22 protein-coding genes are annotated in these 21209 nt (G+C 42.3%); 17 read left to right on the plus strand and 5 right to left on the minus strand.

Features of this window, described 5'->3' with window-relative positions:
* Positions 1-39: 39 nt before the first annotated feature.
* Both R7H07_RS00295 and R7H07_RS00300 read left to right on the plus strand, forming a co-directional pair.
* Positions 40-1227, plus strand: a complete 1188-nt coding sequence (locus tag R7H07_RS00295; protein WP_047101084.1) for an aromatic amino acid transaminase — start codon at positions 40-42, stop codon at positions 1225-1227.
* Positions 1228-1238: 11 nt separating this feature from the next.
* A complete protein-coding gene (locus R7H07_RS00300; RefSeq protein WP_064354793.1) occupies positions 1239-1922 on the plus strand; it encodes an ATP-dependent zinc protease in 684 nt (227 codons plus the stop codon).
* A gap of 129 nt (positions 1923-2051) precedes the next feature.
* Here R7H07_RS00300 and R7H07_RS00305 read toward each other — a convergent pair whose 3' ends face one another.
* Both R7H07_RS00305 and R7H07_RS00310 read right to left on the minus strand, forming a co-directional pair.
* Complete coding sequence (locus tag R7H07_RS00305; RefSeq protein WP_017634623.1) at positions 2052-2588, minus strand: hypothetical protein; 537 nt, start codon at positions 2586-2588, stop codon at positions 2052-2054.
* Between the two features lie 154 nt (positions 2589-2742).
* The gene (locus tag R7H07_RS00310; protein ID WP_005376220.1) at positions 2743-3117 is read right to left on the minus strand and encodes a YgiW/YdeI family stress tolerance OB fold protein; all 375 of its coding nucleotides are present in this window, start codon (positions 3115-3117) and stop codon (positions 2743-2745) included.
* Between the two features lie 155 nt (positions 3118-3272).
* Between R7H07_RS00310 and R7H07_RS00315 the strand changes: the two genes are divergently transcribed.
* The 4 genes from R7H07_RS00315 (at position 3273) to modC (ending at position 7369) form a co-directional block, all read left to right on the plus strand.
* Positions 3273-4724: a cobyric acid synthase gene (locus R7H07_RS00315; protein WP_047101159.1), complete on the plus strand. Its 1452-nt coding sequence runs from the start codon at positions 3273-3275 to the stop codon at positions 4722-4724.
* A gap of 69 nt (positions 4725-4793) precedes the next feature.
* A complete protein-coding gene (gene modA / locus R7H07_RS00320; RefSeq protein ID WP_065275320.1) occupies positions 4794-5549 on the plus strand; it encodes a molybdate ABC transporter substrate-binding protein in 756 nt (251 codons plus the stop codon).
* Positions 5550-5576: 27 nt separating this feature from the next.
* Positions 5577-6266 (plus strand): molybdate ABC transporter permease subunit, encoded by a 690-nt coding sequence (gene modB, locus R7H07_RS00325; protein WP_054575444.1) that lies wholly within the window; start codon positions 5577-5579, stop codon positions 6264-6266.
* Positions 6263-7369: a molybdenum ABC transporter ATP-binding protein ModC gene (gene modC, locus R7H07_RS00330; RefSeq protein ID WP_054575980.1), complete on the plus strand. Its 1107-nt coding sequence runs from the start codon at positions 6263-6265 to the stop codon at positions 7367-7369. Before modB ends, modC begins: the two co-directional genes overlap by 4 nt.
* Before the next feature lie 76 nt (positions 7370-7445).
* Here modC and R7H07_RS00335 read toward each other — a convergent pair whose 3' ends face one another.
* On the minus strand, positions 7446-7883 hold the full coding sequence (locus tag R7H07_RS00335; RefSeq protein ID WP_005376232.1) for a DUF3069 domain-containing protein: 438 nt from the start codon (positions 7881-7883) through the stop codon (positions 7446-7448).
* Between the two features lie 273 nt (positions 7884-8156).
* On the opposite strand from R7H07_RS00335, the gene R7H07_RS00340 reads away from it, so the two are divergent.
* Positions 8157-9116 (plus strand): diguanylate cyclase, encoded by a 960-nt coding sequence (locus R7H07_RS00340; RefSeq protein ID WP_017634619.1) that lies wholly within the window; start codon positions 8157-8159, stop codon positions 9114-9116.
* 250 nt (positions 9117-9366) lie between these two features.
* On the opposite strand, the gene R7H07_RS00345 is transcribed toward R7H07_RS00340, so the two are convergent.
* The gene (locus R7H07_RS00345; protein WP_065275318.1) at positions 9367-10605 is read right to left on the minus strand and encodes a sensor domain-containing diguanylate cyclase; all 1239 of its coding nucleotides are present in this window, start codon (positions 10603-10605) and stop codon (positions 9367-9369) included.
* Between the two features lie 253 nt (positions 10606-10858).
* Here R7H07_RS00345 and R7H07_RS00350 point away from each other — a divergent pair, with 253 nt between their 5' ends.
* From R7H07_RS00350 to R7H07_RS00395, 10 genes are all read left to right on the plus strand, one after another.
* Entirely contained in the window at positions 10859-11227 is a 369-nt protein-coding gene (locus tag R7H07_RS00350) for a late competence development ComFB family protein (RefSeq protein ID WP_065275317.1), read from the plus strand.
* Between the two features lie 41 nt (positions 11228-11268).
* Positions 11269-11550, plus strand: coding sequence for an HlyU family transcriptional regulator (locus R7H07_RS00355; protein WP_005376244.1), 282 nt, complete (start codon positions 11269-11271; stop codon positions 11548-11550).
* A gap of 434 nt (positions 11551-11984) precedes the next feature.
* Positions 11985-13541, plus strand: a complete 1557-nt coding sequence (locus R7H07_RS00360) for a Re/Si-specific NAD(P)(+) transhydrogenase subunit alpha (RefSeq protein ID WP_065275316.1) — start codon at positions 11985-11987, stop codon at positions 13539-13541.
* Between the two features lie 8 nt (positions 13542-13549).
* Positions 13550-14926 carry a Re/Si-specific NAD(P)(+) transhydrogenase subunit beta gene (pntB, locus tag R7H07_RS00365; RefSeq protein ID WP_005376248.1) on the plus strand — a complete coding sequence of 459 codons (1377 nt, stop codon included), beginning with the start codon at positions 13550-13552 and terminating at the stop codon, positions 14924-14926.
* Positions 14927-15081: 155 nt separating this feature from the next.
* The gene (gene vxrA, locus R7H07_RS00370) at positions 15082-16536 is read left to right on the plus strand and encodes a sensor histidine kinase VxrA (protein WP_025767766.1); all 1455 of its coding nucleotides are present in this window, start codon (positions 15082-15084) and stop codon (positions 16534-16536) included.
* Positions 16511-17173: a response regulator transcription factor VxrB gene (gene vxrB, locus R7H07_RS00375; RefSeq protein WP_005376251.1), complete on the plus strand. Its 663-nt coding sequence runs from the start codon at positions 16511-16513 to the stop codon at positions 17171-17173. The genes vxrA and vxrB overlap by 26 nt, the downstream gene beginning before the upstream one ends.
* A gap of 6 nt (positions 17174-17179) precedes the next feature.
* Complete coding sequence (locus tag R7H07_RS00380; RefSeq protein ID WP_005388048.1) at positions 17180-18061, plus strand: DUF2861 family protein; 882 nt, start codon at positions 17180-17182, stop codon at positions 18059-18061.
* Between the two features lie 60 nt (positions 18062-18121).
* Positions 18122-19243, plus strand: coding sequence for a conjugal transfer protein TraF (locus tag R7H07_RS00385; protein ID WP_005388052.1), 1122 nt, complete (start codon positions 18122-18124; stop codon positions 19241-19243).
* Positions 19244-19284: 41 nt separating this feature from the next.
* Complete coding sequence (locus R7H07_RS00390; protein ID WP_005376257.1) at positions 19285-19446, plus strand: YoaH family protein; 162 nt, start codon at positions 19285-19287, stop codon at positions 19444-19446.
* Positions 19447-20321: 875 nt separating this feature from the next.
* Positions 20322-20711, plus strand: a complete 390-nt coding sequence (locus R7H07_RS00395; RefSeq protein ID WP_017634770.1) for a universal stress protein — start codon at positions 20322-20324, stop codon at positions 20709-20711.
* A 90-nt stretch (positions 20712-20801) separates the two neighbouring features.
* On the opposite strand, the gene R7H07_RS00400 is transcribed toward R7H07_RS00395, so the two are convergent.
* Entirely contained in the window at positions 20802-21014 is a 213-nt protein-coding gene (locus tag R7H07_RS00400) for a hypothetical protein (RefSeq protein WP_065275314.1), read from the minus strand.
* Positions 21015-21209: the final 195 nt, after the last annotated feature.

Raw genomic sequence — 21209 nt, forward strand, 5'->3', positions numbered from 1 at the left:
TGAGGTTCGGTACTTGAATTTCAAAGGGTTATGACTTTCATGTTTTCTAATCTCCCAACTCCCGTATTAGATCCTATTTTATCTCTATCCGTTGCATACCGTAACGATGAACGTCCAAACAAGGTTGACCTTGGCATTGGCGTATACAAAAACAGCGCAGGCGAAACGCCGATTATGAAAGCCATTCAAATGGCGCAGGATGTCGTTGTTGAAACTCAAAAAACCAAGTCTTATGTTGGTCTTGCAGGTTGCGAAGAATTTAATAAAAGCATGATCGATTTGCTACTGACGGGAACGTCTGCAATGGATCGTGTTGCAGCAATTCAAACGCCAGGTGCAAGTGGTGCGCTGCGTATGCTCGGTGATCTAATGAAGATCGCACAGCCAGATACGACGGTTTGGATTTCCAACCCAAGCTACGTAAACCACAAGCCAGTGATGGAAGCAGCAGGCCTTAAAGTTAAGTTCTACCACTATTTCTCTTCGGAAACGAAACAAGTAGACACCGAAAAAATGATGGATGATCTTGCGAAAGCTGGGCCTTCAGATGTGGTACTTCTTCATGGTTGTTGCCACAACCCAACTGGTGCGGATATTGACTTCTCTGCTTGGCAAGCCATTACAGAATTGTCGCAGAAGAACGGTTTCATCCCATTTGTGGACATTGCTTACCAAGGCTTCGGTGATGGCCTAGAAGAAGACGCAAAAGGCCTTCGTTTTATGGCAGATAACGTTGAAGAGATGTTGATTACTACTTCATGTTCGAAGAACTTTGGTCTGTACCGTGAACGAACTGGTGCAGCGATTGTGGTTGGTAAGAACATGCATGATGTAACCAATGCAAAAGGTAAACTCCTCACTCTAGCTCGCTCGACTTACACGATGCCACCCGACCATGGTGCAGCTTTAGTTAAGACCATTCTGCAAGATGACAATCTCACTTCCGTTTGGAAGCAAGAATTGAGTGAAATGCAACATCGTTTGGTTAGCCTTCGTCAAAGTTTGTGTAACGAGTTGAGAAACAACCATAATACAGATCAATTTGATTTCATTGAGGGTCACAAAGGCATGTTTACTGTGCTAGGCTTTAGTGGAAACCAAATGGCGCAACTGCGTGAAGATTATGGCATTTATGGTGTTGGCGATGGTCGAATTAACATTGCCGGACTTACCGAAACTCATATTCCATACGTAGCGGACGCAATTAAGAAAGTATCTCAAGCTTAATTGGAGTGTGGATGAAAAACTGGAAACTGATTCTGCCGCTTATGATGAGCGGCAGTTTAATTGCTTGTACGTCAACTCAAACGACGCAGGAACCTGTTGAGCCAGAGTCGCCAAAGGTCGAAGCGCCCGTTAAAGTCGAGCCAGAAGTGAAACCTGATGTAGATCCAAAGCCAGAGGTGGAGCCCAAACCAGAAGCGAAACCTGAGAAAAAGCCGGAACCAAAGCCTAAGAAGCCAGTCAAGGTCACAAAAACACCCGATGGCATGTTAATTCTTGGTTCTGAAGAATGGGTTTATGTTCCTGAAATTGACCAGACTTTCAAGGCTAGAGTCGATACAGGTGCGACAACATCATCAATTAGTGCGACTGACATTGTTCCGTTTGAGCGTGATGGTAAAGACTGGGTTAAATTTAAGATAGATTTAGGTGACAAAGACACCAAAGAATTTAAAGTACCCGTTGAGCGCTGGGCTAAAGTTAAGCAGTCTTCGTCAGAAGAGGTGGATAAACGAGCGGTGGTAAAAGCCTACATTACCGTTGGGGATCACAAAGAAAAGACAGAGTTTACGTTAGCGGATCGCGGACATATGACGTTTCCAATTTTGCTTGGTCGAAGCTTTTTTAGAGATATCGCCGTTGTAGATGTATCGAAAAAATATGTGCAAGATAAACCTAAAAAAACCGCTAAAAACTGATGTATTACAGCTAGTTTCTGCTACAAGCTAATAATTCGTGATTAACAAAAAATGGCCTCCAAAATTGGAGGCCATTTTTATTGAATCATATGCTTGCTTGTGATGCCCTGGTAGTCATAGTCATGTCCACTAAAATGCAAAACGAGCAGACATTACAATTTGCTGGCCATAGACACCATTATTTTTGAAATCTGCACCAAGCGATAGTTGCTGAGTTGAGTGGAATCGTGCGCCCAGATTGTAAATGGTGTTCGAATCGTCATTATCTATGATTTGGCCGATACGGCCATGTAGCTCAACATTTTGCATAAACCAAATACGAGTACCAATATTCACTTCCGTGCGCCACTCGTCGCCCACTTTATCACTGCCGTTCTCTTTAATGTTGTGTACCAACATTTGGCCATAAATATCTGCAAATTGGCCTGCTGGCCCATTAAAGCCTATACCACCAGCAATGTCCCAGTCTCCGCTGAATTCACTGTCTGCGCGAGCAATGAAATGGGTATTCTCTGTAAAGTAGGTATTGAACTCGCCACCAAATGTACCAGGGCTAGTGCCCATGCGAAATTCCATCGTGTTGTAGTTGAAATTATTTGCATGTGCGGAAAGTGGCAAAATAGCACACAAACCAAAGGCTGCAACCTTTAGAGCTTTACCTAGCATGGTGTCTCCGGGCAAGATGATTAAAATGAACAAAAAAATGGTCTGCAAAAAGCAGACCAAGATTGATAAAGCTATCATTTTAAGTGCTTGCCGTCACTATTTAGCTGTAATCGTCACTACATCATGTTGATATGCACAGCAATCGGGGTTTGTTTTACATGACCACGAGTTGTTCGACTTCAATCTCTGGTTTGTTCCCGCCTTCAAATTCGCCAAACAGACGGACTTTAGTCGTGTGATCAATCGGAGTATTTAGCTGAATATCGTCATCGAGTTCGACCATCACTTCACCGGAACCATCGCTAAAGACAAACTTATCCGCGCGAACTTGACGCAATAAGTTACCTTCAACGACCACATCTTTTTCAGTAAACATATTGGAGTCGTTTAGCAAGGCATCCAATTTTTCCACAGTGACAGGACCGTTAAACTGCAAGTTTGATTGGTTTTGAGCGTTATCTTTCGCGAATGCGATAGAAGGAGCAATAGCTAAGGCGGCGATTGTTGCGATAATTGTATTCTTTTTCATGTTACATCCTCATCGGTTTGTTTTGATGGGGTCATTAAAGCAGGGCTTGTTTGAACCAATGATGATTTCAACATTCATATTCTATTCATTTGCTTGAGTAAGTGGGGACGATGACGTTATGATTATTCATCTTCCTCTATTCCTTACAAATGTTCATGAAATCAGCGATCCCATCTTTAATGGTTCAAGGCACCACTTCGGATGCCGGAAAAAGTGTCCTTGTGGCAGGTTTATGCCGTGTATTAGCACGAAAAGGGATAAATGTTGCCCCATTTAAGCCACAAAACATGGCACTAAATAGTGCGGTAACCAAAGATGGCGGTGAAATAGGTCGAGCACAGGCCGTTCAGGCACAGGCGTGTAATATTGAGCCAACTGTACATATGAATCCGGTTTTAATTAAACCTAACAGTGATACAGGTGCTCAGATCATTTTGCAGGGTAAGGCGATTTCCAATATGGATGCGGCTGGCTTTCATGATTACAAGAAAGTGGCGATGGACACGGTGTTAGATTCCTTCTCTCGTCTGACTCAAGAATTTGATTCGATCATTATCGAGGGCGCGGGGAGTCCTGCTGAAATCAATTTACGAGAAGGCGATATTGCAAACATGGGTTTTGCTGAGGCCGCTGATGTACCAGTGATCATTGTCGCTGATATTGATCGTGGTGGAGTGTTTGCACATTTGTACGGAACACTTGCGTTACTTTCTGAATCTGAACAAGCGCGAGTAAAAGGATTTGTTATCAACCGTTTTCGAGGTGATATTCGTTTATTGCAATCGGGCCTCGATTGGCTCGAAGAAAAAACAGGTAAACCTGTACTTGGTGTACTTCCTTTTCTTCATGGTTTGAATTTAGAAGCAGAAGACGCGATCACTGCACAGCAAGAGTTGCACTCTGAGGTAAAACTGAATGTTGTTGTGCCTGTTTTAACCCGGATTAGTAATCATACTGATTTTGATGTGCTGCGATTGAATCCAGACATCAATCTACGTTATGTAGGTAAAGGCGAAAAAATAGATAAAGCCGACCTGGTTATTTTGCCTGGGACCAAATCAGTGAGAGACGATCTGGAGTATCTAAGAAGCCAAGGGTGGGATAACGATATATTACGTCATATTCGTCTTGGTGGAAAAGTGATTGGTATCTGTGGCGGCTACCAGATGCTTGGAAACTTGATTGATGATCCAAACGGCGTCGAAGGCCAACCAGGTCAAAGCGAAGGACTTGGCTTGCTTGATATCACTACGACGCTAACTAACAGCAAACAGCTTACAAACACACAAGCACAGCTTTCTCTTAACGGCAAAACAGCCAATGTAAAGGGTTATGAAATCCACGTAGGGCGAAGTGAAGTACGGGGCCTGCAACCTCTTACATTCAGTTCCGGTGAAGCGGAAGGGGCGATCAGCGAGTGTGGCCAAATCATGGGAACCTACCTTCACGGGTTCTTTGACGAGGCAGATGTCTTAAGCCTGGTATCAGAATGGGTAAACGGCACCCAAATCAAACAACAAGACTTTGAAGAGTTAAAGGAGCAAGGCATTAATCGCATCGCAGATGCGATAGAACAACATATGCGCCTTGATTTTTTGTTTAAATAGCACATTAACTGATTGAACTTTATATTCAAATAACCTGTTCTTTCGCTTGCCTTGTATTGGAGTATCTCTATGAAAGCATGGAAACAGCATGCTTGCCTTGCGGCAGTATTAAGCATTTCATTTTCAGCAAACGCAGCAACGAACCTAAAAGTGTATGCAGCCTCTTCTATGACGAATGCGATTAACGAGATCGCGCAAAACTTTGAAGAAAAGTATGACGTTTCTATCACTCCCGTTTATGGTGGTTCTTCTTCTATCGCTCGACAAATTATCAATGGCGCACCAGCGGATGTATTCATTTCTGCGAACACGAAATGGATGGATTATTTGGTCGATAAAGACGTCATTTATCGTGACAATGTCACAAATCTAGTGCGCAATAGCTTAGTGTTGATTGCTCCCCAGTCTTCAGAATTAACCTCATTTAACTTTTCTGATACAAAGGCATGGGAGAAGGCATTGCATGGAAATCGTCTTGCTTTAGGCAATCCGACGTCAGTACCTGCTGGTATGTACGCGAAAGAGTCATTGACTACACTGGGTGTATGGAAAGCGGTTCAAACTCACGTCGCACCAGCAAAGAATGTGCGCTTAGCTTTGGCGTTGGTTGAACGTGGAGAAGCGCCTTTAGGTGTGGTCTACAAAACCGATGCTCAGTTAACTGATAAAGTCAAAATTCTCGGCGAATTTGCGAGTGATACGCATGCGGCTATTGTTTACCCGGCTGCAATTGTGAATGATTCTACTGAGTCGGAGCAGTTCTTCCAGTACCTAAAATCGGACGAAGCCGCACGCGTTTTTGCTCAATATGGCTTTCAGCAATAAACCGGCCTTCAATTATAGGAACTAAGCGTGACAGAACTGGAATACCAAGCCTTAATGTTAAGCCTCAAAGTAGGCGCGTACGCAGTACTTTGGCTGATTCCTCTCGGCGTTTTTCTTGCTTGGCTACTTTCTCGAAAAACGTTCTTTGGTAAATCGATTCTCGATAGCTTAATTCATTTACCACTGGTATTGCCGCCAGTGGTAATCGGCTATTTATTGTTGATTTCTTTAGGACGACAAGGGGTCCTTGGAAAGTGGCTCTATGAAAACTTAGGGGTAGTATTTAGCTTTAATTGGAAAGGGGCAGTAGTCGCTTGTATTGTCGTGGCTTTGCCTTTGATGGTTCGTTCAGTACGCTTAAGCTTAGATAGCGTCGACCCTAAATTGGAGCACGCAGCCTCTACGTTAGGCGCTTCTCCTTTAAAAGTGTTTCTCACCATCACGTTACCACTGACCATTCCCGGAATTATTACGGGCACGATGCTGTCATTTGCTCGTAGTCTTGGCGAATTCGGGGCGACGATCAGTTTCGTCTCTAACATTCCGGGTGAGACCCAAACGATTCCGCTGGCAATGTACAACTTTATTGAAACGCCAGGTGCAGAAATGCAGGCGGCTCGTCTGTGTATCATTTCTATCGCGTTAGCCTTGTCTACATTAATGATCTCTGAATGGCTAAATCGTAAAGCGGCAAGCAGATTGGGTGCGAAGCAATGACGATTAAAGTCCAATTTAAACAAATGCTTGGTGAGACTGACTTCGACATCAAACTTAAGTTACCCTGTAATGGAATTAGTGCCTTGTTTGGACGATCTGGTGCAGGTAAAACGACGTTGATTAACATCATCAGCGGATTAGTCACTCCAAGACAAGGGTATGTTGCGGTTGGTGAGCATGTTTTGTTTGACAGTGAACAGGGAATCAACCTACCAACGCACAAGCGTGGTATTGGTTATGTGTTTCAGGATTCACGTTTGTTTCCTCACTATTCGGTTCAAGGCAATTTGTTATATGGCGTTAAAGAAAAAGATGACGAGTATTTTGATGCAGTCACCGAACTCTTGTCTATCAAACCGTTACTAAAGCGCTTTCCGGTATCACTTTCTGGTGGTGAAAAGCAACGTGTTGCGATTGCGCGCGCATTGCTATCTAAACCCAATTTGCTTTTGATGGATGAGCCACTTGCCTCACTCGATATGCCAAGAAAGCGTGAGGTAATGCCTTTTCTTGAGGAGTTGTCGGAGAAGGTAAATATCCCTATTATCTATGTCACACACAGTCTCCAGGAAATTTTAAGGCTTGCTCAGCACCTTGCAATTATTGACCAAGGTAAAATTTCGAGTTCAGGTAAGCTTGAGGAAGTGTGGGCTTCTCATGCTATGCGTCCATGGCAATCTTTCTCAGATCAAAGCAGCTTATTTGAAGGCCGGATTGCTGAACATCATGAACGTTATGCACTGACTTGTATCAACCTTGCACCTAATGTATTCCTGTGGGTGCAAAAGATTGACGGAACACCAGACACGCCAATACGCTTGCAAGTGCGTGCCAATGACGTTTCTATCACGCTCGAGCAGCCCAAGGCGACGTCGATTCGAAATATTCTGCCTGCTATTGTCGATTCCATCGAAGTGTTTAACGCAGCCGATGACAAACAGAGTATTAATGTATCACTCAAGCTAGACGAGAAATGTTATTTGTGGGCAACGATCACACCGTGGGCCCTTGATGATCTCAACCTAAAAGTTGGTAGCCGTGTTTTTGCACAAATTAAAGGTGTCAGTGTGACACAAAAAGATATGGCACTAGCGCCTCATTAACCGTTTAGACTGATTTACGCTTCATGATCAACAAAGGCCGCAAAGTGCGGCCTTTGTTACTAGAAGAATGTCGGAATTACTTCGCGAATACTTCTTTGAATTCACGCTTAAGAAGTGGGTCACGACGTGCTTTCTTAAGTTGCTTAACCATGTCTTTCACACAGTTGTGAAGCACATTATCAAGTAGTTGAGCACGGTATTCTTCTTTATCTTCATCTGTCATGTTTTCTGGCAGATTAAGAGTCGGAAACTCTTCCATCACATTAATACCAGCGAATGCTTGGCCTACAGAAACTAGAGCATGAAACTGTTCAAAGTTGTCTAGAATGTTCTGTGCACTTGCTGGCATTTCGTCCCATGATTCACGTACCGCTTCTTCAGACACTTCATGGATAGAGGTAACCATTTCGAACATTTGCTCTGGAACTTCGTCAAATTCGATAACTTTACGTAGCTCTGGAGAAATGCTGGCTAGATCGATTTTTTTGCTTTCGCTGTTAGTTGCTTCTGACATGGTGTGTCTCTCATTACAAAAAGGCGGGAATATTAATACCAAATGCATCAAATAGCTATACCCATTAATCCACAAGATGACCAAAGTGAATGAGTTTGTTGAACTTCTGCTCACAGGCCATGATTAGATAGGGTAACGTCCAGTCTAACTGCTTTATGCAATGGATTCCGTGATATTCAAACAAAAATATAGCACTTAATTATGAGTCAAATGCAACAACTCTATGAGTATGGTATATGTTTAATAAAGACATAATTAAAAATGGAACGCGTTATGCAACCGACAGGGACATCGATGCGAATCCTTCTGGTTGACGATGTTCAGCTAGACAGGATGCAGTTGGCTATTCGTCTAAAGCAACTTGGACATATTGTAAAAGCCGTAGGTAGTGGACTAGAGGCGTTAAATACCTACGAGAGTTTTGATCCGGAACTGGTGTTACTCGATATATCAATGCCAGATATGAACGGTTTTGAAGTCTCTCTTCATATAAGAGAAACGTTTCCGGATTGGATCCCAATTATTTTCTTGAGTAGTCACGAAGAGCCAGAAATGATTGCTAAAGCCATAGATGCGGGCGGTGATGACTATTTAATTAAGCCGGTAGATAAACTGGTACTGAACTCTAAACTTATCGCAATGCAGCGTATTGCTCATATGAGACGAGAGCTTAAGCAAGCGACAGCTCAATTGGAGCAGGTTAATCAACTTTTGACTCAGCAAGCGAATGAAGATGGCCTAACCAAACTCTATAACCGCCGTTATATCGACCATAAGTTGGAATCGATGGTTGCATGGCATGGCCGTCACAACATGCCAATGGCTTTGATTCTATTGGACGTCGATTTTTTTAAACCGTTTAATGATAACTACGGTCATATTGAAGGCGACCGTTGCTTACAAGCGATTGCGAATCAACTAAAGGCGACGTTTTGTCGCTCTGGGGAATATGTAGGTCGATATGGTGGAGAAGAGTTTGTCGTGTTGCTAGGGTGTACCGACACTCAAACAGCAGAAAGAGAAGCCGAGCGTATACAAGAGGCTATGTATTTTCTCGATTACCCACATGAGTATTCTAGTGTGTCAAATAGAGTGACAGTGTCACAGGGTGTTTTTGTTTTTCAACCGACAGGGAAAGAAGTGCAATCAGACTTGTATGCAACCGTTGATAAAGCACTATATACCTCGAAGTCTTTGGGAAGAAACACACATACTGTAGTTAATTCTTTTTAAAAACAAAATCTTATGAATGCTATTCTTTTTGTTGCGTTGTCACTTTTGGTGGTTATTTTAAAGCTAACTCAAAGTAAGATAGGCAAACAGTGCGAACGGAATGTCGCAATCGGGCGTATACCTTATACCTTTGATTAGATAGATAACATCGGGATAGTGGCAACGATGAGTGCAGTTATTATGCTGATGGGGAAGTTCGGTTTTGTTGTAAACCCAGACAAGCTTGTTAACTTTCACGATTGGTGAGGGTCTAACGAAGCTTTATGCAGTTACGTCCGGCCTTTTTCGCTTTGTAAAGAGCTTCGTCCGCTGATTTAATGACGTCCAGAGGAGCTTGCCCATTCCGGCTATCAGCAACTCCGAAACTTGCGGTAACAAAAACCGACTTTCTTTTCGAACTGTTGCTACCACGACGTTTTTGTCCTTGTTTATGGTTCTCAGGGCGAGATTCTTCATCGCGTAATATCATCTCGTATTCTGCAATCGATTTGCGAGCTTCTTCCAAAAAGTTCTTACATTCGTCAGCGTATTTGCCTTTAAAAACGATGGTAAATTCTTCTCCGCCAAATCGATAAACTTTTGCGCCGCCTGGGGTTTTAGTGAGGCGCGAAGCGACCATTTTTAGAACGTCATCACCAGTATCGTGACCGTAGGTGTCGTTAAACTTTTTAAAATGGTCAACATCAAGCATTGCGATCGTGAACTTCTTACCCATGTGTTTTAGATCGAGATCAAGTGCACGTCTGCTCGGAATCAGCGTTAGGCTATCGGTGAAAGCCAGTTGATGGCTAGCGGAAGCGGCATAAATAATGATAAGCAGCCCTGTTAGCGTAAACATGGTGCTTGATATGTACTGCACATCAAAGAAAATGAACGTCGCAGACGCCAATACCATGGCAGAGTAGGTCATCGCATGGATAATTTCATTCTTCTTTAAAACAAGGATTCCAAGAAAACAGACAATACCCACGCAATATAAAACAAGAATTAAAGGCAGTTTAGAGACCGTAGGTACAATAAATAAAATACCGCTTGTCCATTGTTCAAACCCTCCTTCAACGTAATATGCTAGCGTTAGATAAGACCAAAGAACGAACATTGCTAACATCAAGATGTAAGTCAACATGGCTCTAGAGTCAAAACCTTCTTTACTAAACAAAAATACCGTAAGAAACGAGACAGGAAGTAACGTGGCTAAAATGGTTAGCTCAAGTAAAGCGGTACCACTTTGAAGCGGGACTTGTAGGCGGTGCTGTATCACGAAGTAGGCTAGCAACATTGCCAAGCACACCATGGACTCTCTGCCTTGCTTAAATGAATAACAAAGGAGTAGCGCACAACCTAATAGTATGTACGGCAAGTTTGCGGCAATGCCCCAGTTTGCCTGAGTCATCTGAATAATGCTGTCCATGCCCGAACTCACTATGCCCAGTAGCAAAAAAGGGAATGAGAATCTGAAGCCTGATGAAGTCATTGACGATGAGGACATCTATTACAAACTGCCTGAAAATAGTTGACTATATAATTGGTTAGGTAAATCGTTTTATCAATATGGATATTTATCCGTTATTGAATTTCGAACTTTGAGAACTAGCAAGAATACGTCTATTTGTTCCTTTTCCCAAGTATTTTGGAAGACATTACGGCAAAAAGAGAGAGATTGATTAAATTAAGAGCAATCAATAAGTTGTTATAAACAAGTCGTTGCTATACTCATTTCATAGGAAAAAGGAGATTTATAGATGAAGATAAGCTCAGATGTGCACAACTACATGGAAACATTAGTAGGCCAGGTTCTCAGTTTGCCCGAATTTTTAGAACAGTATGACAACGAACAGTTAGCCGATATTGCTTGCCTTGCGCTTATCCAGCTCAAGCCTGTCTATATCCGTCATGATATTGATTTTTTGTCTTCACTTCCTGAACAAAAATTAAGCCAGTTTAAGCAAAGCGCGGATATAGCGGTGAAAAACGCCGCAGAAATGGTGAAAGAAGACAGGCGTAAGAACCGAGAGTATGATGTGCCTGTAATTTTTTCCCATACTAGTTATGATGATGACAAAGAGTTGGATTGGTATGAAAAACCGATCCTTAACGTTAATATTAAGTAAGAGTCGCTCAGTTGACTAGTGAGCTGACCCAAGGAGGAATCGTGGGATTTTTTTCGCGTTTGTTTGGTGGTAGTGAGAAAACGGTTGAAGCCAAAAATATCGAACCAGTTGAATATAAAGGTTTCCTTATTTACCCAGAGAGCCTTTCAGAGGGCGGACAATATCGCATCGCTGGTCGAATAGAAAAGCATGACAATGATGAAGTGAAAACACATCGGTTTATTCGCTCCGATTTACTTGGCTCAGAGCAAGATGCCAATGACCTTATGTTGAAGAAATCTCAAATGTTTATTGATCAAATGGGCGATAAAATCTTCGACTAGCAATTTACTGCAATTTGATTCCAGTCATCTTAAAAAGAGCCATTAGTGTATATGCTAGTGGCTCTTTCTTTTTAACGCTTAAATCTCTGTTAAGTCAGTATTTAATCGTTACCTGGTTAGACCTCAGTCTAGTACGGTGTTGCGTTGTTATTTTTCGAGCACAGAGCGACAATCATTCATTACTTAGCGTTATATGTAATGAAATTTAGTATTTAAATTACAAAACACTTGAAGTAATGAGACGCGTTCGATACAAACAGAATAATAACAGGGCTGTTAGTCAAGGTGTTATTGTGCAAATGGGTGTCCCCAAACATCATCTTTCGTTTGCAATTGTCTTGCGTGGTAAACAGATAGAAATAAAAAAGAATTAGAGTAGAGCGACGCTCTGTTTTGGGACTAATTTATTGATATGTATACAAGGAGTATGCGTTTTGCAAATCGGTGTACCTAAAGAGATACTCGCGGGTGAATCGCGAGTGGCTGCATCGCCGAAGTCGGTTGAGCAGTTAATAAAATTGGGATTCGATGTCGCGATCGAATCCCAAGCGGGGGTGCTAGCGAGTTTCGATGATGCCGCTTATGAAGCAGCTGGTGCGAAAATCGTTTCTAGTGAAGAAGTTTGGGTATCTGGCCTTATTTTAAAAGTTAATGCGCCAATTGTGGATGATGAGCAAAGCATTGACGAAATTGCGTTACTGCAAGATGGAGCAACACTGGTTAGCTTTATTTGGCCGGCTCAAAATGCTGAGTTGATGGAACAACTTTCAAGTAAGAACATTAACGTTCTTGCCATGGATTCCGTTCCTCGTATCTCACGTGCACAAGCCTTAGACGCGCTATCTTCGATGGCTAATATCGCTGGTTATCGTGCAGTGGTTGAGGCAGCTCATGAGTTTGGTCGTTTCTTTACAGGTCAAATTACGGCTGCCGGTAAAGTACCTCCAGCGAAAGTATTGGTTGCGGGTGCTGGCGTCGCTGGCTTGGCGGCTATCGGTGCTGCAGGTAGCTTAGGTGCCATTGTCCGTGCGTTTGACGTCCGCCCAGAAGTAAAAGAGCAAGTTGAATCGATGGGCGCTGAGTTCCTGACCGTTGACTTTCAAGAAGAGTCAGGCTCTGGGGATGGCTACGCAAAAGAAATGTCTGATGACTTCAACAAAAAAGCGGCAGAGTTATACGCAGAGCAAGCTAAAGATGTTGACATCATTATTACGACCGCGCTCATCCCTGGTAAACCTGCGCCGAAGTTGATCACCAAAGAAATGGTCGACAGCATGAAAGCGGGCAGTGTAATTGTCGACTTGGCAGCTGCTAATGGCGGTAACTGTGAATATACAGTGAAAGACCAAGTTATCATGACGGATAACGGCGTAAAAATTGTTGGTTACACTGACATGGTTGGTCGTTTGCCAACACAATCTTCTCAGCTTTACGCGACAAACCTTGTCAACCTTCTAAAACTGCTTTGTAAAGAGAAAGATGGCAACATCAATATTGATTTTGAAGATGTTGTTATCCGTGGCGTTACCGTGGTGAAAGCAGGTGAAGTTACTTGGCCAGCGCCACCAATTCAGGTTTCAGCTCAGCCGCAAGTGAAACAAGAACAGCCTGTAAAGCCAGAGCCTAAAGTAGAAGAACCTACGTCTCCAACGAAGAAAATTATTGGTGTGGCAGCGGCTGTTGGAGCCTTTGCATGGGTAGCATCGGTTGCTCCGGCAGCGTTTCTTTCTCACTTTACTGTATTTGTTCTAGCGTGTGTTGTCGGATACTACGTAGTATGGAATGTTACCCATGCACTTCATACTCCACTAATGTCAGTAACGAATGCTATCTCTGGCATTATTGTCGTTGGTGCATTACTGCAAATTGGACAAGGTAATGGCGTCGTTTCATTCCTATCTTTTATTGCCGTATTGATCGCGAGTATCAATATCTTCGGTGGTTTCACCGTCACCAAGCGTATGCTTGAAATGTTCCGCAAAGATAAATAGGAGTCACAATGTCTGCAGGATTAGTACAAGCAGCTTACATTGTTGCTGCATTATTTTTCATCATGAGTTTGGCGGGGCTTTCAAAGCAAGAGTCTGCTCGTAATGGTAACTACTACGGTATCGCTGGTATGACGATCGCGCTAATAGCGACGATCTTTAGCCCAGATGCGCAAGGTTTTGGTTGGATCATTATCGCGATGGCGATAGGTGGTGCGATCGGTATTTTCTATGCGAAGAAAGTAGAAATGACCGAGATGCCAGAACTGGTTGCGATTCTACACAGTTTTGTAGGTTTAGCTGCGGTTTTAGTTGGCTACAACAGCTACCTAGATGCGCCAGAAGCAGCAACACATGCTGAGCATGTTATCCACCTTGTAGAAGTATTCTTGGGTGTGTTCATCGGTGCCGTAACTTTCACCGGTTCAATTGTCGCATTTGGTAAGCTGCGTGGTGTGATTTCTTCGTCGCCACTTAATCTGCCTCATAAGCACAAAATGAACCTCGCAGCGGTTGTTATTTCTACGCTTCTTATGATCTACTTCGTAAAAGCAGATGGCAGCATGTTCGCTCTTATTGTGATGACTTTGATCGCGTTCGCATTCGGCTACCATTTAGTCGCTTCAATCGGTGGTGCAGATATGCCAGTTGTTGTCTCTATGTTGAACTCATACTCAGGTTGGGCAGCAGCGGCAGCAGGTTTCATGCTAGCAAATGATCTATTGATTGTAACAGGTGCTTTGGTAGGTTCATCAGGTGCGATTCTTTCTTACATCATGTGTAAAGCAATGAACCGTTCGTTTATCAGTGTTATTGCCGGTGGTTTTGGTCAAGAGATAGTGATTTCAGGTGACGAAGAGCAGGGCGAATATCGTGAAACAACGGCTGAAGAAGTTGCAGAGATGTTGAAGAACTCAAAATCAGTAATCATCACTCCAGGATATGGCATGGCAGTAGCTCAGGCACAATACCCTGTTCATGAAATTACTGATGTACTTCGTTCACAAGGTATTGAAGTTCGCTTTGGGATTCACCCAGTAGCGGGTCGTCTACCGGGGCATATGAATGTGTTACTCGCTGAAGCAAAAGTACCGTATGATATCGTTCTTGAAATGGATGAAATCAATGATGACTTTGCAGAAACCGATACCGTATTGGTTATCGGTGCTAACGATACGGTCAACCCAGCCGCACTGGAAGATCCGAACAGCCCAATCGCTGGTATGCCCGTATTGGAGGTATGGAACGCGAAAAACGTAGTGGTATTCAAGCGCTCAATGAATACTGGTTACGCAGGAGTACAGAACCCACTGTTCTTCAAAGAAAATACATCAATGCTATTTGGTGATGCGAAAGAAAGTGTTGAGTCTATTTTTAAAGCACTTTAACCATTCTTGATTTAAAACTATACAGGGTCAGCAATCGCTGGCCCTTTTTTGTTCCGTTTCAATGTTATAGTAATGCAAATCCTTCTGTTAGCAGATGTCAATTGCTTGTAGATTGATGTATAGTTTTGGCTAATGTAACAAGTGACGGTAACAGTTTGATTAAAAAGTTTTTGCTCGGTTTTGCAACTGTATTGCCGCTTTTTTCGGCACCTGCATTTTCCGATTCACTACCAGAAAGAATAGATACGTTTACAGAGCTATTTAACTATGAAGTAGCTCTTAAGTCGTACGATATTCGTATTCTGCAATCAAATTATCCTACCAAGTTACTTGCGCCAGATTCGCTTCTGCCGCAAACGTCTGACTATCCGTTAAAAGATATCCAACAGCTTTACAGCTTGGCGAATACTTGTCGTGGCAAATTACCATTAAGTCCTTTAATTACTGAGCCTTTAGTATTTACAAGGGCGATTTGTAAAGGGACGCAGCTGACACCTCGTTGGTTCTCGCGTAGTGGTCTCATTCACCCTGGTGGTGGGACGTATGCGGCACGTTATGTGGATAAGTATCCAGAACTCAAACCCAAACTATCTCAGTACATGCATATAAAAGAGCGTGATAACGAGGAAGGGGATGAGTTGCTAGAAAGCTTGAAAAACATGGATGACGACGCCATTAATGCTTTGATTGCAGGCGCGAGCATGTTTATTGAAGGTAACGAACTTTGGTTAAGACGTGGTGACCGTTACTTTGTTTTCGAGAAAGATATCTGGCAAGAGAACGTAGCGAATGCGGGTCTGTCATACGCTCTAGCGTCTCAAAGCAAAAGTTGCTTTGTTAAACGAGGTAATATTTGTTGGGATGTAGAAGATCACTCGCAAGTTTTGCGGATCAGTATGATCATACTGGTAATCGCCAATATTCTTTTGGTGATTGGTTGGGCGGTGTACCGTTGGAATAGCAAGCGAGAAGAACTACGTAGTAGAATGCTCGTGTTGCAAATTTTAACGCATGAGCTCAGAACACCGATTGCATCTCTGTCACTAACGGTTGAGGGCTTTCGTCGAGAGTTCGAGCATTTGCCTGAAAGTGTGTATGACGAATTCCGCAGATTGTGTGAAGATACGCGCCGCCTGCGTCAATTGGCAGAAGCGAGTAAAGATTATTTGCAATCTGATAACCAAATGCTTGCAACAGACTGGGTACCATCCGTTGCAGATTGGTTAGAATTTAAGATCGAAGAAGAATTTGATAGTGCCGTGCTTTTTAACATCAATGAAGATGTGGCTGCTAAAGTTAATGTGTACTGGTTAGGAACTTGTATCGATAACTTGCTTCGTAATGCGCTTAAGTACGGTGTCGCACCGGTTGAATTGGATGTCTCAACTAGTGAAGAAAAAATAGTATTCCAAGTCCGAGATGCAGGAGGCCTAACGGCTAAAGATTGGGCAAATTTGAAGAAACCGTTCGTAAGTAAGAGCGGGTTAGGACTTGGATTAACAATCGTTGAATCTATGGTAGGCCGCATGGGCGGAAAAATGTCCTTAATGGGACCACCTACAACTTTTATATTGGAGATACCTTGTGAAACAGACACTGCTTCTCGTTGAGGACGATAAAAACTTGGCTGACGGCCTGTTAGTAAGCCTGGAACAAGCAGGATATGAGTGTTTACATGTGGAGCGTATTGCAGACGTAGAGCCACAATGGAAAAAAGCTGACTTGGTAATTCTCGATCGCCAACTCCCAGATGGTGACTCTGTACAATGTCTCCCAGAATGGAAACAGATTAAAGACGTACCAGTTATCTTGTTAACGGCACTTGTTACCGTAAAAGATAAAGTTGCAGGCCTTGATTCCGGCGCGAACGACTACTTAACAAAGCCTTTTGCTGAGGCGGAGCTTTTTGCGAGAATCCGTGCACAGCTACGAGCACCGGATTCAGCAGAACAAAGCAACGCTGATAAAGTGATTACAAAAGACTTAGAGATTGACCGCTCGACTCGTGAAGTGACTTATAAAGACGAGCTAATTACGCTTACTCGAACAGAGTTTGATTTGCTGCTATTTTTGGCGTCAAACTTAGGTCGCGTGTTTACTCGTGATGAGCTACTTGACCACGTTTGGGGTTACAATCATTTCCCGACAACACGTACGGTTGATACACATGTACTACAGCTTCGTCAAAAACTGCCAGGACTGGAAATTGAAACACTTCGTGGTGTTGGCTACAAGATGAAAGCATAAGTCGTAATGAAAATACTACTCCCTGTAGTTGTCTCATTAGCGTTAGTGAAACCAGTCCATGCGATGGACTGGTTTCAAACTAACACGCCTTTAACACAGGCACATCAACACTTACTTGAAGATGATCTTGCGGGTATGTTCAACTCTCTTGTTGAACTCTGGCAAACAGAACCAAGTAAAGATTTGACTCCTCACCTTAATGATCTTCTTGGTCAGTCACTATCTAAAAACTGTGGCAAGGCTCTCACTGGTGTAACGCTGCCTGATTGGATAAGTGGTGTGAACGTTATTCGTCAGACTATTCAAAGCCCTGGGCGAGATACATTTAGATTGGTGATCAAGCTAAGAGCTACAACTGACATCGAAAATATTTCATTTAATCGATGGGTGGATGATTCTATATCCGCGGACAGTTCATTCAGCTATGAACAACAGCCGAACGGGACAGAACTTGCCAACGAGCGTAGTTACTCGAAACGCTATAACTTAACAGGTAAGCTTGAAGCTGGTTTATATCACTTAACCGTTGTTTCTACTGATAAACAAGAGTATCGAACTTGGGTAATACTTGGAGATTCAAACTCTTCTCAATATGTTCGTTGGACATCTAAAGAGAATTGGAAAGTAGAAAAGAGCGCACTTCGTAATCCCCATTGTCCATTACCGCAACTTGAAGTCGGTTTGTATGACTACATTGATGGCCAGTACGAGCAAATGTGGAAAAAGACTTACGAGTCTAATTATCCAAATTCATTGGAGCTAGCGGGTGTCCCAAACGATAGATACGTATTGGCGGTAAGTATCAATAGTCGCCGTTGGCAGGGCGATATAATTGTTGAGCAGGCTCAAACTATTAGCCGAACCTATGATCTTTCCCAGGAAGAATAGTTAAAGAAATACTACTTGTGCCGATAAAGGTTCAGGACGAACTAAAATCACAAGTGTAGTATGAAAAACAAATATAAAATTCTTGCCACTTCTGTTGCTACTATTCTTTTCGCTAATGCTGCCTCTGCTGCTACTTATGCGATAGAGGCTCGTAGTGATGCAATGGGTGGCGTTGGTACCGTATCAGCAACTTATCTAACTGCGCCTTTTTTCAACCCCGCTCTTACTGCGATTTATCGCCGAAATGACGATGCAGGCATGATCGTGCCAAGTTTTGGTGGCAGCTACGATGATCAATATGATCTAGTTGATGAGATCGAACGCATCAGCAAATTGACAGACGTCGATGAAATCAAAAAATCGATGGATGCTATCGATGGGAAAAAGACAGACTTTGATCTTGGTGGTGTCGTTGCCATTGGTATTCCCAACAAATTCTTATCTGCAACTGCATACGGTAAGCTATACACTGAATCATTCGTACAACCAAATGTTGATACCTCAGGTACTAATCCATTAGATGATAGCTATGTACAAGGTGTTTCTATTGGCGTGGCTGAAGCTGGTATTTCACTTGCTAAATACACTAATTTCATGAACCAACACCTTTCTTTTGGTGTTACTCCTAAACTTCAGCGTATATACACATACTCATACGCCACGAGTTTTCAGAATTTTGATACTAAAGACTTACGTGAAAATGAGACCGCGGAAACGATGTTTAACTTAGACGCCGGCGCACTTTGGTTCTTTGGCCCATATCGTCTCGGTATTTCAGCGAAAAATTTGATCGGAAGAGACGTTAAAACAAAGTCATTCCAATATGGCAGCGATACGATAAAATCATACGAATATAGCATGCGTCCTGTATACACCGTTGGGGCAGGGATTGTTGCCGATTACTTTACGATGAGTGTTGACTACGATCTTAACGAAGAAAAACGTTTTTCATCCTTTGATGATAATACGCAAATGATTCGAGCTGGTATTGAATTTGATATTTTGCGTCAAATGGCATTACGAGCAGGGTATATGAAGAACTTAGCTCGAAGTAATGACGAAGGAACCATTACTGCTGGTATCGGGTTGTCTCCACTTAAGTTGTTCGAATTGGATATCGCAGCTCAGTACACAAACGAGAACGCTATGGGTGCATCCATTAATTTCCTTGCTACCTATTAATTGAATCGTTATAGTCAGCTCCTCAAAATGAGGAGCTTTTTATGTTTGACGATTTACCCCCTCTATCTCACCAAGAGCAACAACAAGCTGTAGAGAGAATTCAAGAATTGATGGCGAAGGGCACAAGTACTGCAGAAGCTATCAAAATTGTTGCCGAACGGATTCGATCTGAGTACGCAGAAAAACAACAGCAACAAAACTAATCAATTCATGGACAGGGCATACGCCCTGTTTTTTTTGCGTTTCTATTTTCTATTCCTTTACATTCCCAAATACCACCCTAGTTACGCTGTAACTAAAATTTACTATACCTCTATGATTGTAATCTTGTTCAATTACCTTTAAAACTAAATAGCGGGTTAGTAAAACTTTACCTCATCATATTAACCTTGGCTTACACAGTGCAGGTAATTAGGCATTTTTTAAAGAACTTATAAATTAAACTCAATTATATCAATTATTTACCTCGGTCTTTTAATCTGCCAACCATATTGGTCGCGATTGATCTTGTAATTTAATTACAAAGCCCAAGAGAGCCTCGTTCTCAGGCGGAAGATTATTCTAAAAAAAGAAAAAAGAGACACCGTAACTTATAACGATAATTCAACTGGAGTTATTAAATAAGCGATATAAAAACAGTAAGCACTCGCAGACATATGTAATAGATGAAGCGAAATTCATCTTATTGAGCTGCTTTTTTTAGCCGAAATACGTCTCCTGGATTTGAGCGGAGCGTTACATATTGAGCATGCTTAATCTAAAGTAGTTTTACTAAACTAGGCGACGTTGAAGTGGGTAATATAAAACCTCAAGAGTAGTAGAAATCAAGAGTAGTAACGCGTGTTACAACGTAATGTTTTCTGGCATCCTTCCTGTTAAATAGTCCGATAATTAGAGAAGAAATTGGAAAAACATCGTTGATCTTTGGATGAGAGGAAGCAACAAGGTTGCAATGAAAACTATTTGCCTGTTTTACACTAAACTCCTTTAACTATCATGTAGCAGTAGTTTTGATGTTGTGTTCGCTCTATGTGGACTAGACTTAATATGAGAACAAAAACTAACCTAGGGAGGAATGATGGGTTATAAGCACGTTTTGGTTGCTGTCGACTTATCTCAATCTAGCCAAGCCGTTATCGAAAAAGCAATAATGCAAGCAGATAACTCAAGCAGCAAACTCTCATTTGTTTACGTAGATGTTGATCGCATAGTCATGGAAGCGAAGGAAGAGCAAGAATTGGAAAGAAGGCTGCAAGAGCTCGCTGATAAATGCTTATACCCAGTAAACGAGACCATGGTAGTAATAGGCGATCTTCATATAAAACTATCGGGAATCGTCAAAAAAGAGGGGATAGATTTAGTTGTCTGTGGTCATCATCACAACTTATTGAGTCGCTTTTTTTCATCGATACCAAAGGTTGTGAACGAAGTTGAAGCTGATTTATTAATCGTCTATTTAGACGAGTGATCGACAACTCTTGTTCGCACTCATCATTTTTTGTCACTAAAAAGCCGAACGTTTATGTTCGGCTTGGTGTATCGGTGATAATAAAAGTTTTTAGCCAGGAATGATTGATGCCTCATGAGATAAAACAGATGCAGACTCCGCGTTTGACTGCAGATCAAAATGTACGTTAACTTGCACGCCTTCTCGCTCAAAAGTGACATCATCAAAATCGGTCATAGTGATTTTGAATCCATTTCTAGCAAAAAAGCCAGTCACCATAGTTCGCTGCTTAATTTCTAATGCAGACGCGAGTAGCTTATCCATGGCATTCTCCTTGGTTATTGTGGGGATATGGGTAGAAGATACACATAGATTGGTATGAAATCAATTTTATACAAAGTTGCTTTTGATGAAAATTTTAATGTAAGTCAATCTATCGTTTACCCCACGTGATTTATTCCACGCAAAACCTTGATAACAAGACGGCAGAGCATCTCACATTGTGATAGCAAGCATAAA

This window comes from Vibrio sp. Vb1127, from assembly GCF_033338735.1.
GTDB classification, from domain to species: domain Bacteria; phylum Pseudomonadota; class Gammaproteobacteria; order Enterobacterales; family Vibrionaceae; genus Vibrio; species Vibrio alginolyticus.

Excerpts from the sequence above, each read along its gene's own strand:
- modC (WP_054575980.1), top strand. The coding sequence starts at position 6,263 with ATGACGATTAAAGTCCAATTTAAACAAATGCTTGGTGAGACTGACTTC.
- R7H07_RS00315 (WP_047101159.1), top strand. The coding sequence starts at position 3,273 with ATGAAATCAGCGATCCCATCTTTAATGGTTCAAGGCACCACTTCGGAT.
- R7H07_RS00395 (WP_017634770.1), top strand. The coding sequence starts at position 20,322 with ATGGGTTATAAGCACGTTTTGGTTGCTGTCGACTTATCTCAATCTAGC.
- R7H07_RS00310 (WP_005376220.1), bottom strand. The coding sequence starts at position 3,117 with ATGAAAAAGAATACAATTATCGCAACAATCGCCGCCTTAGCTATTGCT.
- R7H07_RS00340 (WP_017634619.1), top strand. The coding sequence starts at position 8,157 with ATGCAACCGACAGGGACATCGATGCGAATCCTTCTGGTTGACGATGTT.
- R7H07_RS00385 (WP_005388052.1), top strand. The coding sequence starts at position 18,122 with ATGAAAAACAAATATAAAATTCTTGCCACTTCTGTTGCTACTATTCTT.
- modA (WP_065275320.1), top strand. The coding sequence starts at position 4,794 with ATGAAAGCATGGAAACAGCATGCTTGCCTTGCGGCAGTATTAAGCATT.
- pntB (WP_005376248.1), top strand. The coding sequence starts at position 13,550 with ATGTCTGCAGGATTAGTACAAGCAGCTTACATTGTTGCTGCATTATTT.
- R7H07_RS00350 (WP_065275317.1), top strand. The coding sequence starts at position 10,859 with ATGAAGATAAGCTCAGATGTGCACAACTACATGGAAACATTAGTAGGC.
- R7H07_RS00380 (WP_005388048.1), top strand. The coding sequence starts at position 17,180 with ATGAAAATACTACTCCCTGTAGTTGTCTCATTAGCGTTAGTGAAACCA.
- R7H07_RS00390 (WP_005376257.1), top strand. The coding sequence starts at position 19,285 with ATGTTTGACGATTTACCCCCTCTATCTCACCAAGAGCAACAACAAGCT.
- R7H07_RS00335 (WP_005376232.1), bottom strand. The coding sequence starts at position 7,883 with ATGTCAGAAGCAACTAACAGCGAAAGCAAAAAAATCGATCTAGCCAGC.
- R7H07_RS00400 (WP_065275314.1), bottom strand. The coding sequence starts at position 21,014 with ATGGATAAGCTACTCGCGTCTGCATTAGAAATTAAGCAGCGAACTATG.
- R7H07_RS00295 (WP_047101084.1), top strand. The coding sequence starts at position 40 with ATGTTTTCTAATCTCCCAACTCCCGTATTAGATCCTATTTTATCTCTA.
- R7H07_RS00305 (WP_017634623.1), bottom strand. The coding sequence starts at position 2,588 with ATGCTAGGTAAAGCTCTAAAGGTTGCAGCCTTTGGTTTGTGTGCTATT.
- R7H07_RS00300 (WP_064354793.1), top strand. The coding sequence starts at position 1,239 with ATGAAAAACTGGAAACTGATTCTGCCGCTTATGATGAGCGGCAGTTTA.
- R7H07_RS00345 (WP_065275318.1), bottom strand. The coding sequence starts at position 10,605 with ATGTCCTCATCGTCAATGACTTCATCAGGCTTCAGATTCTCATTCCCT.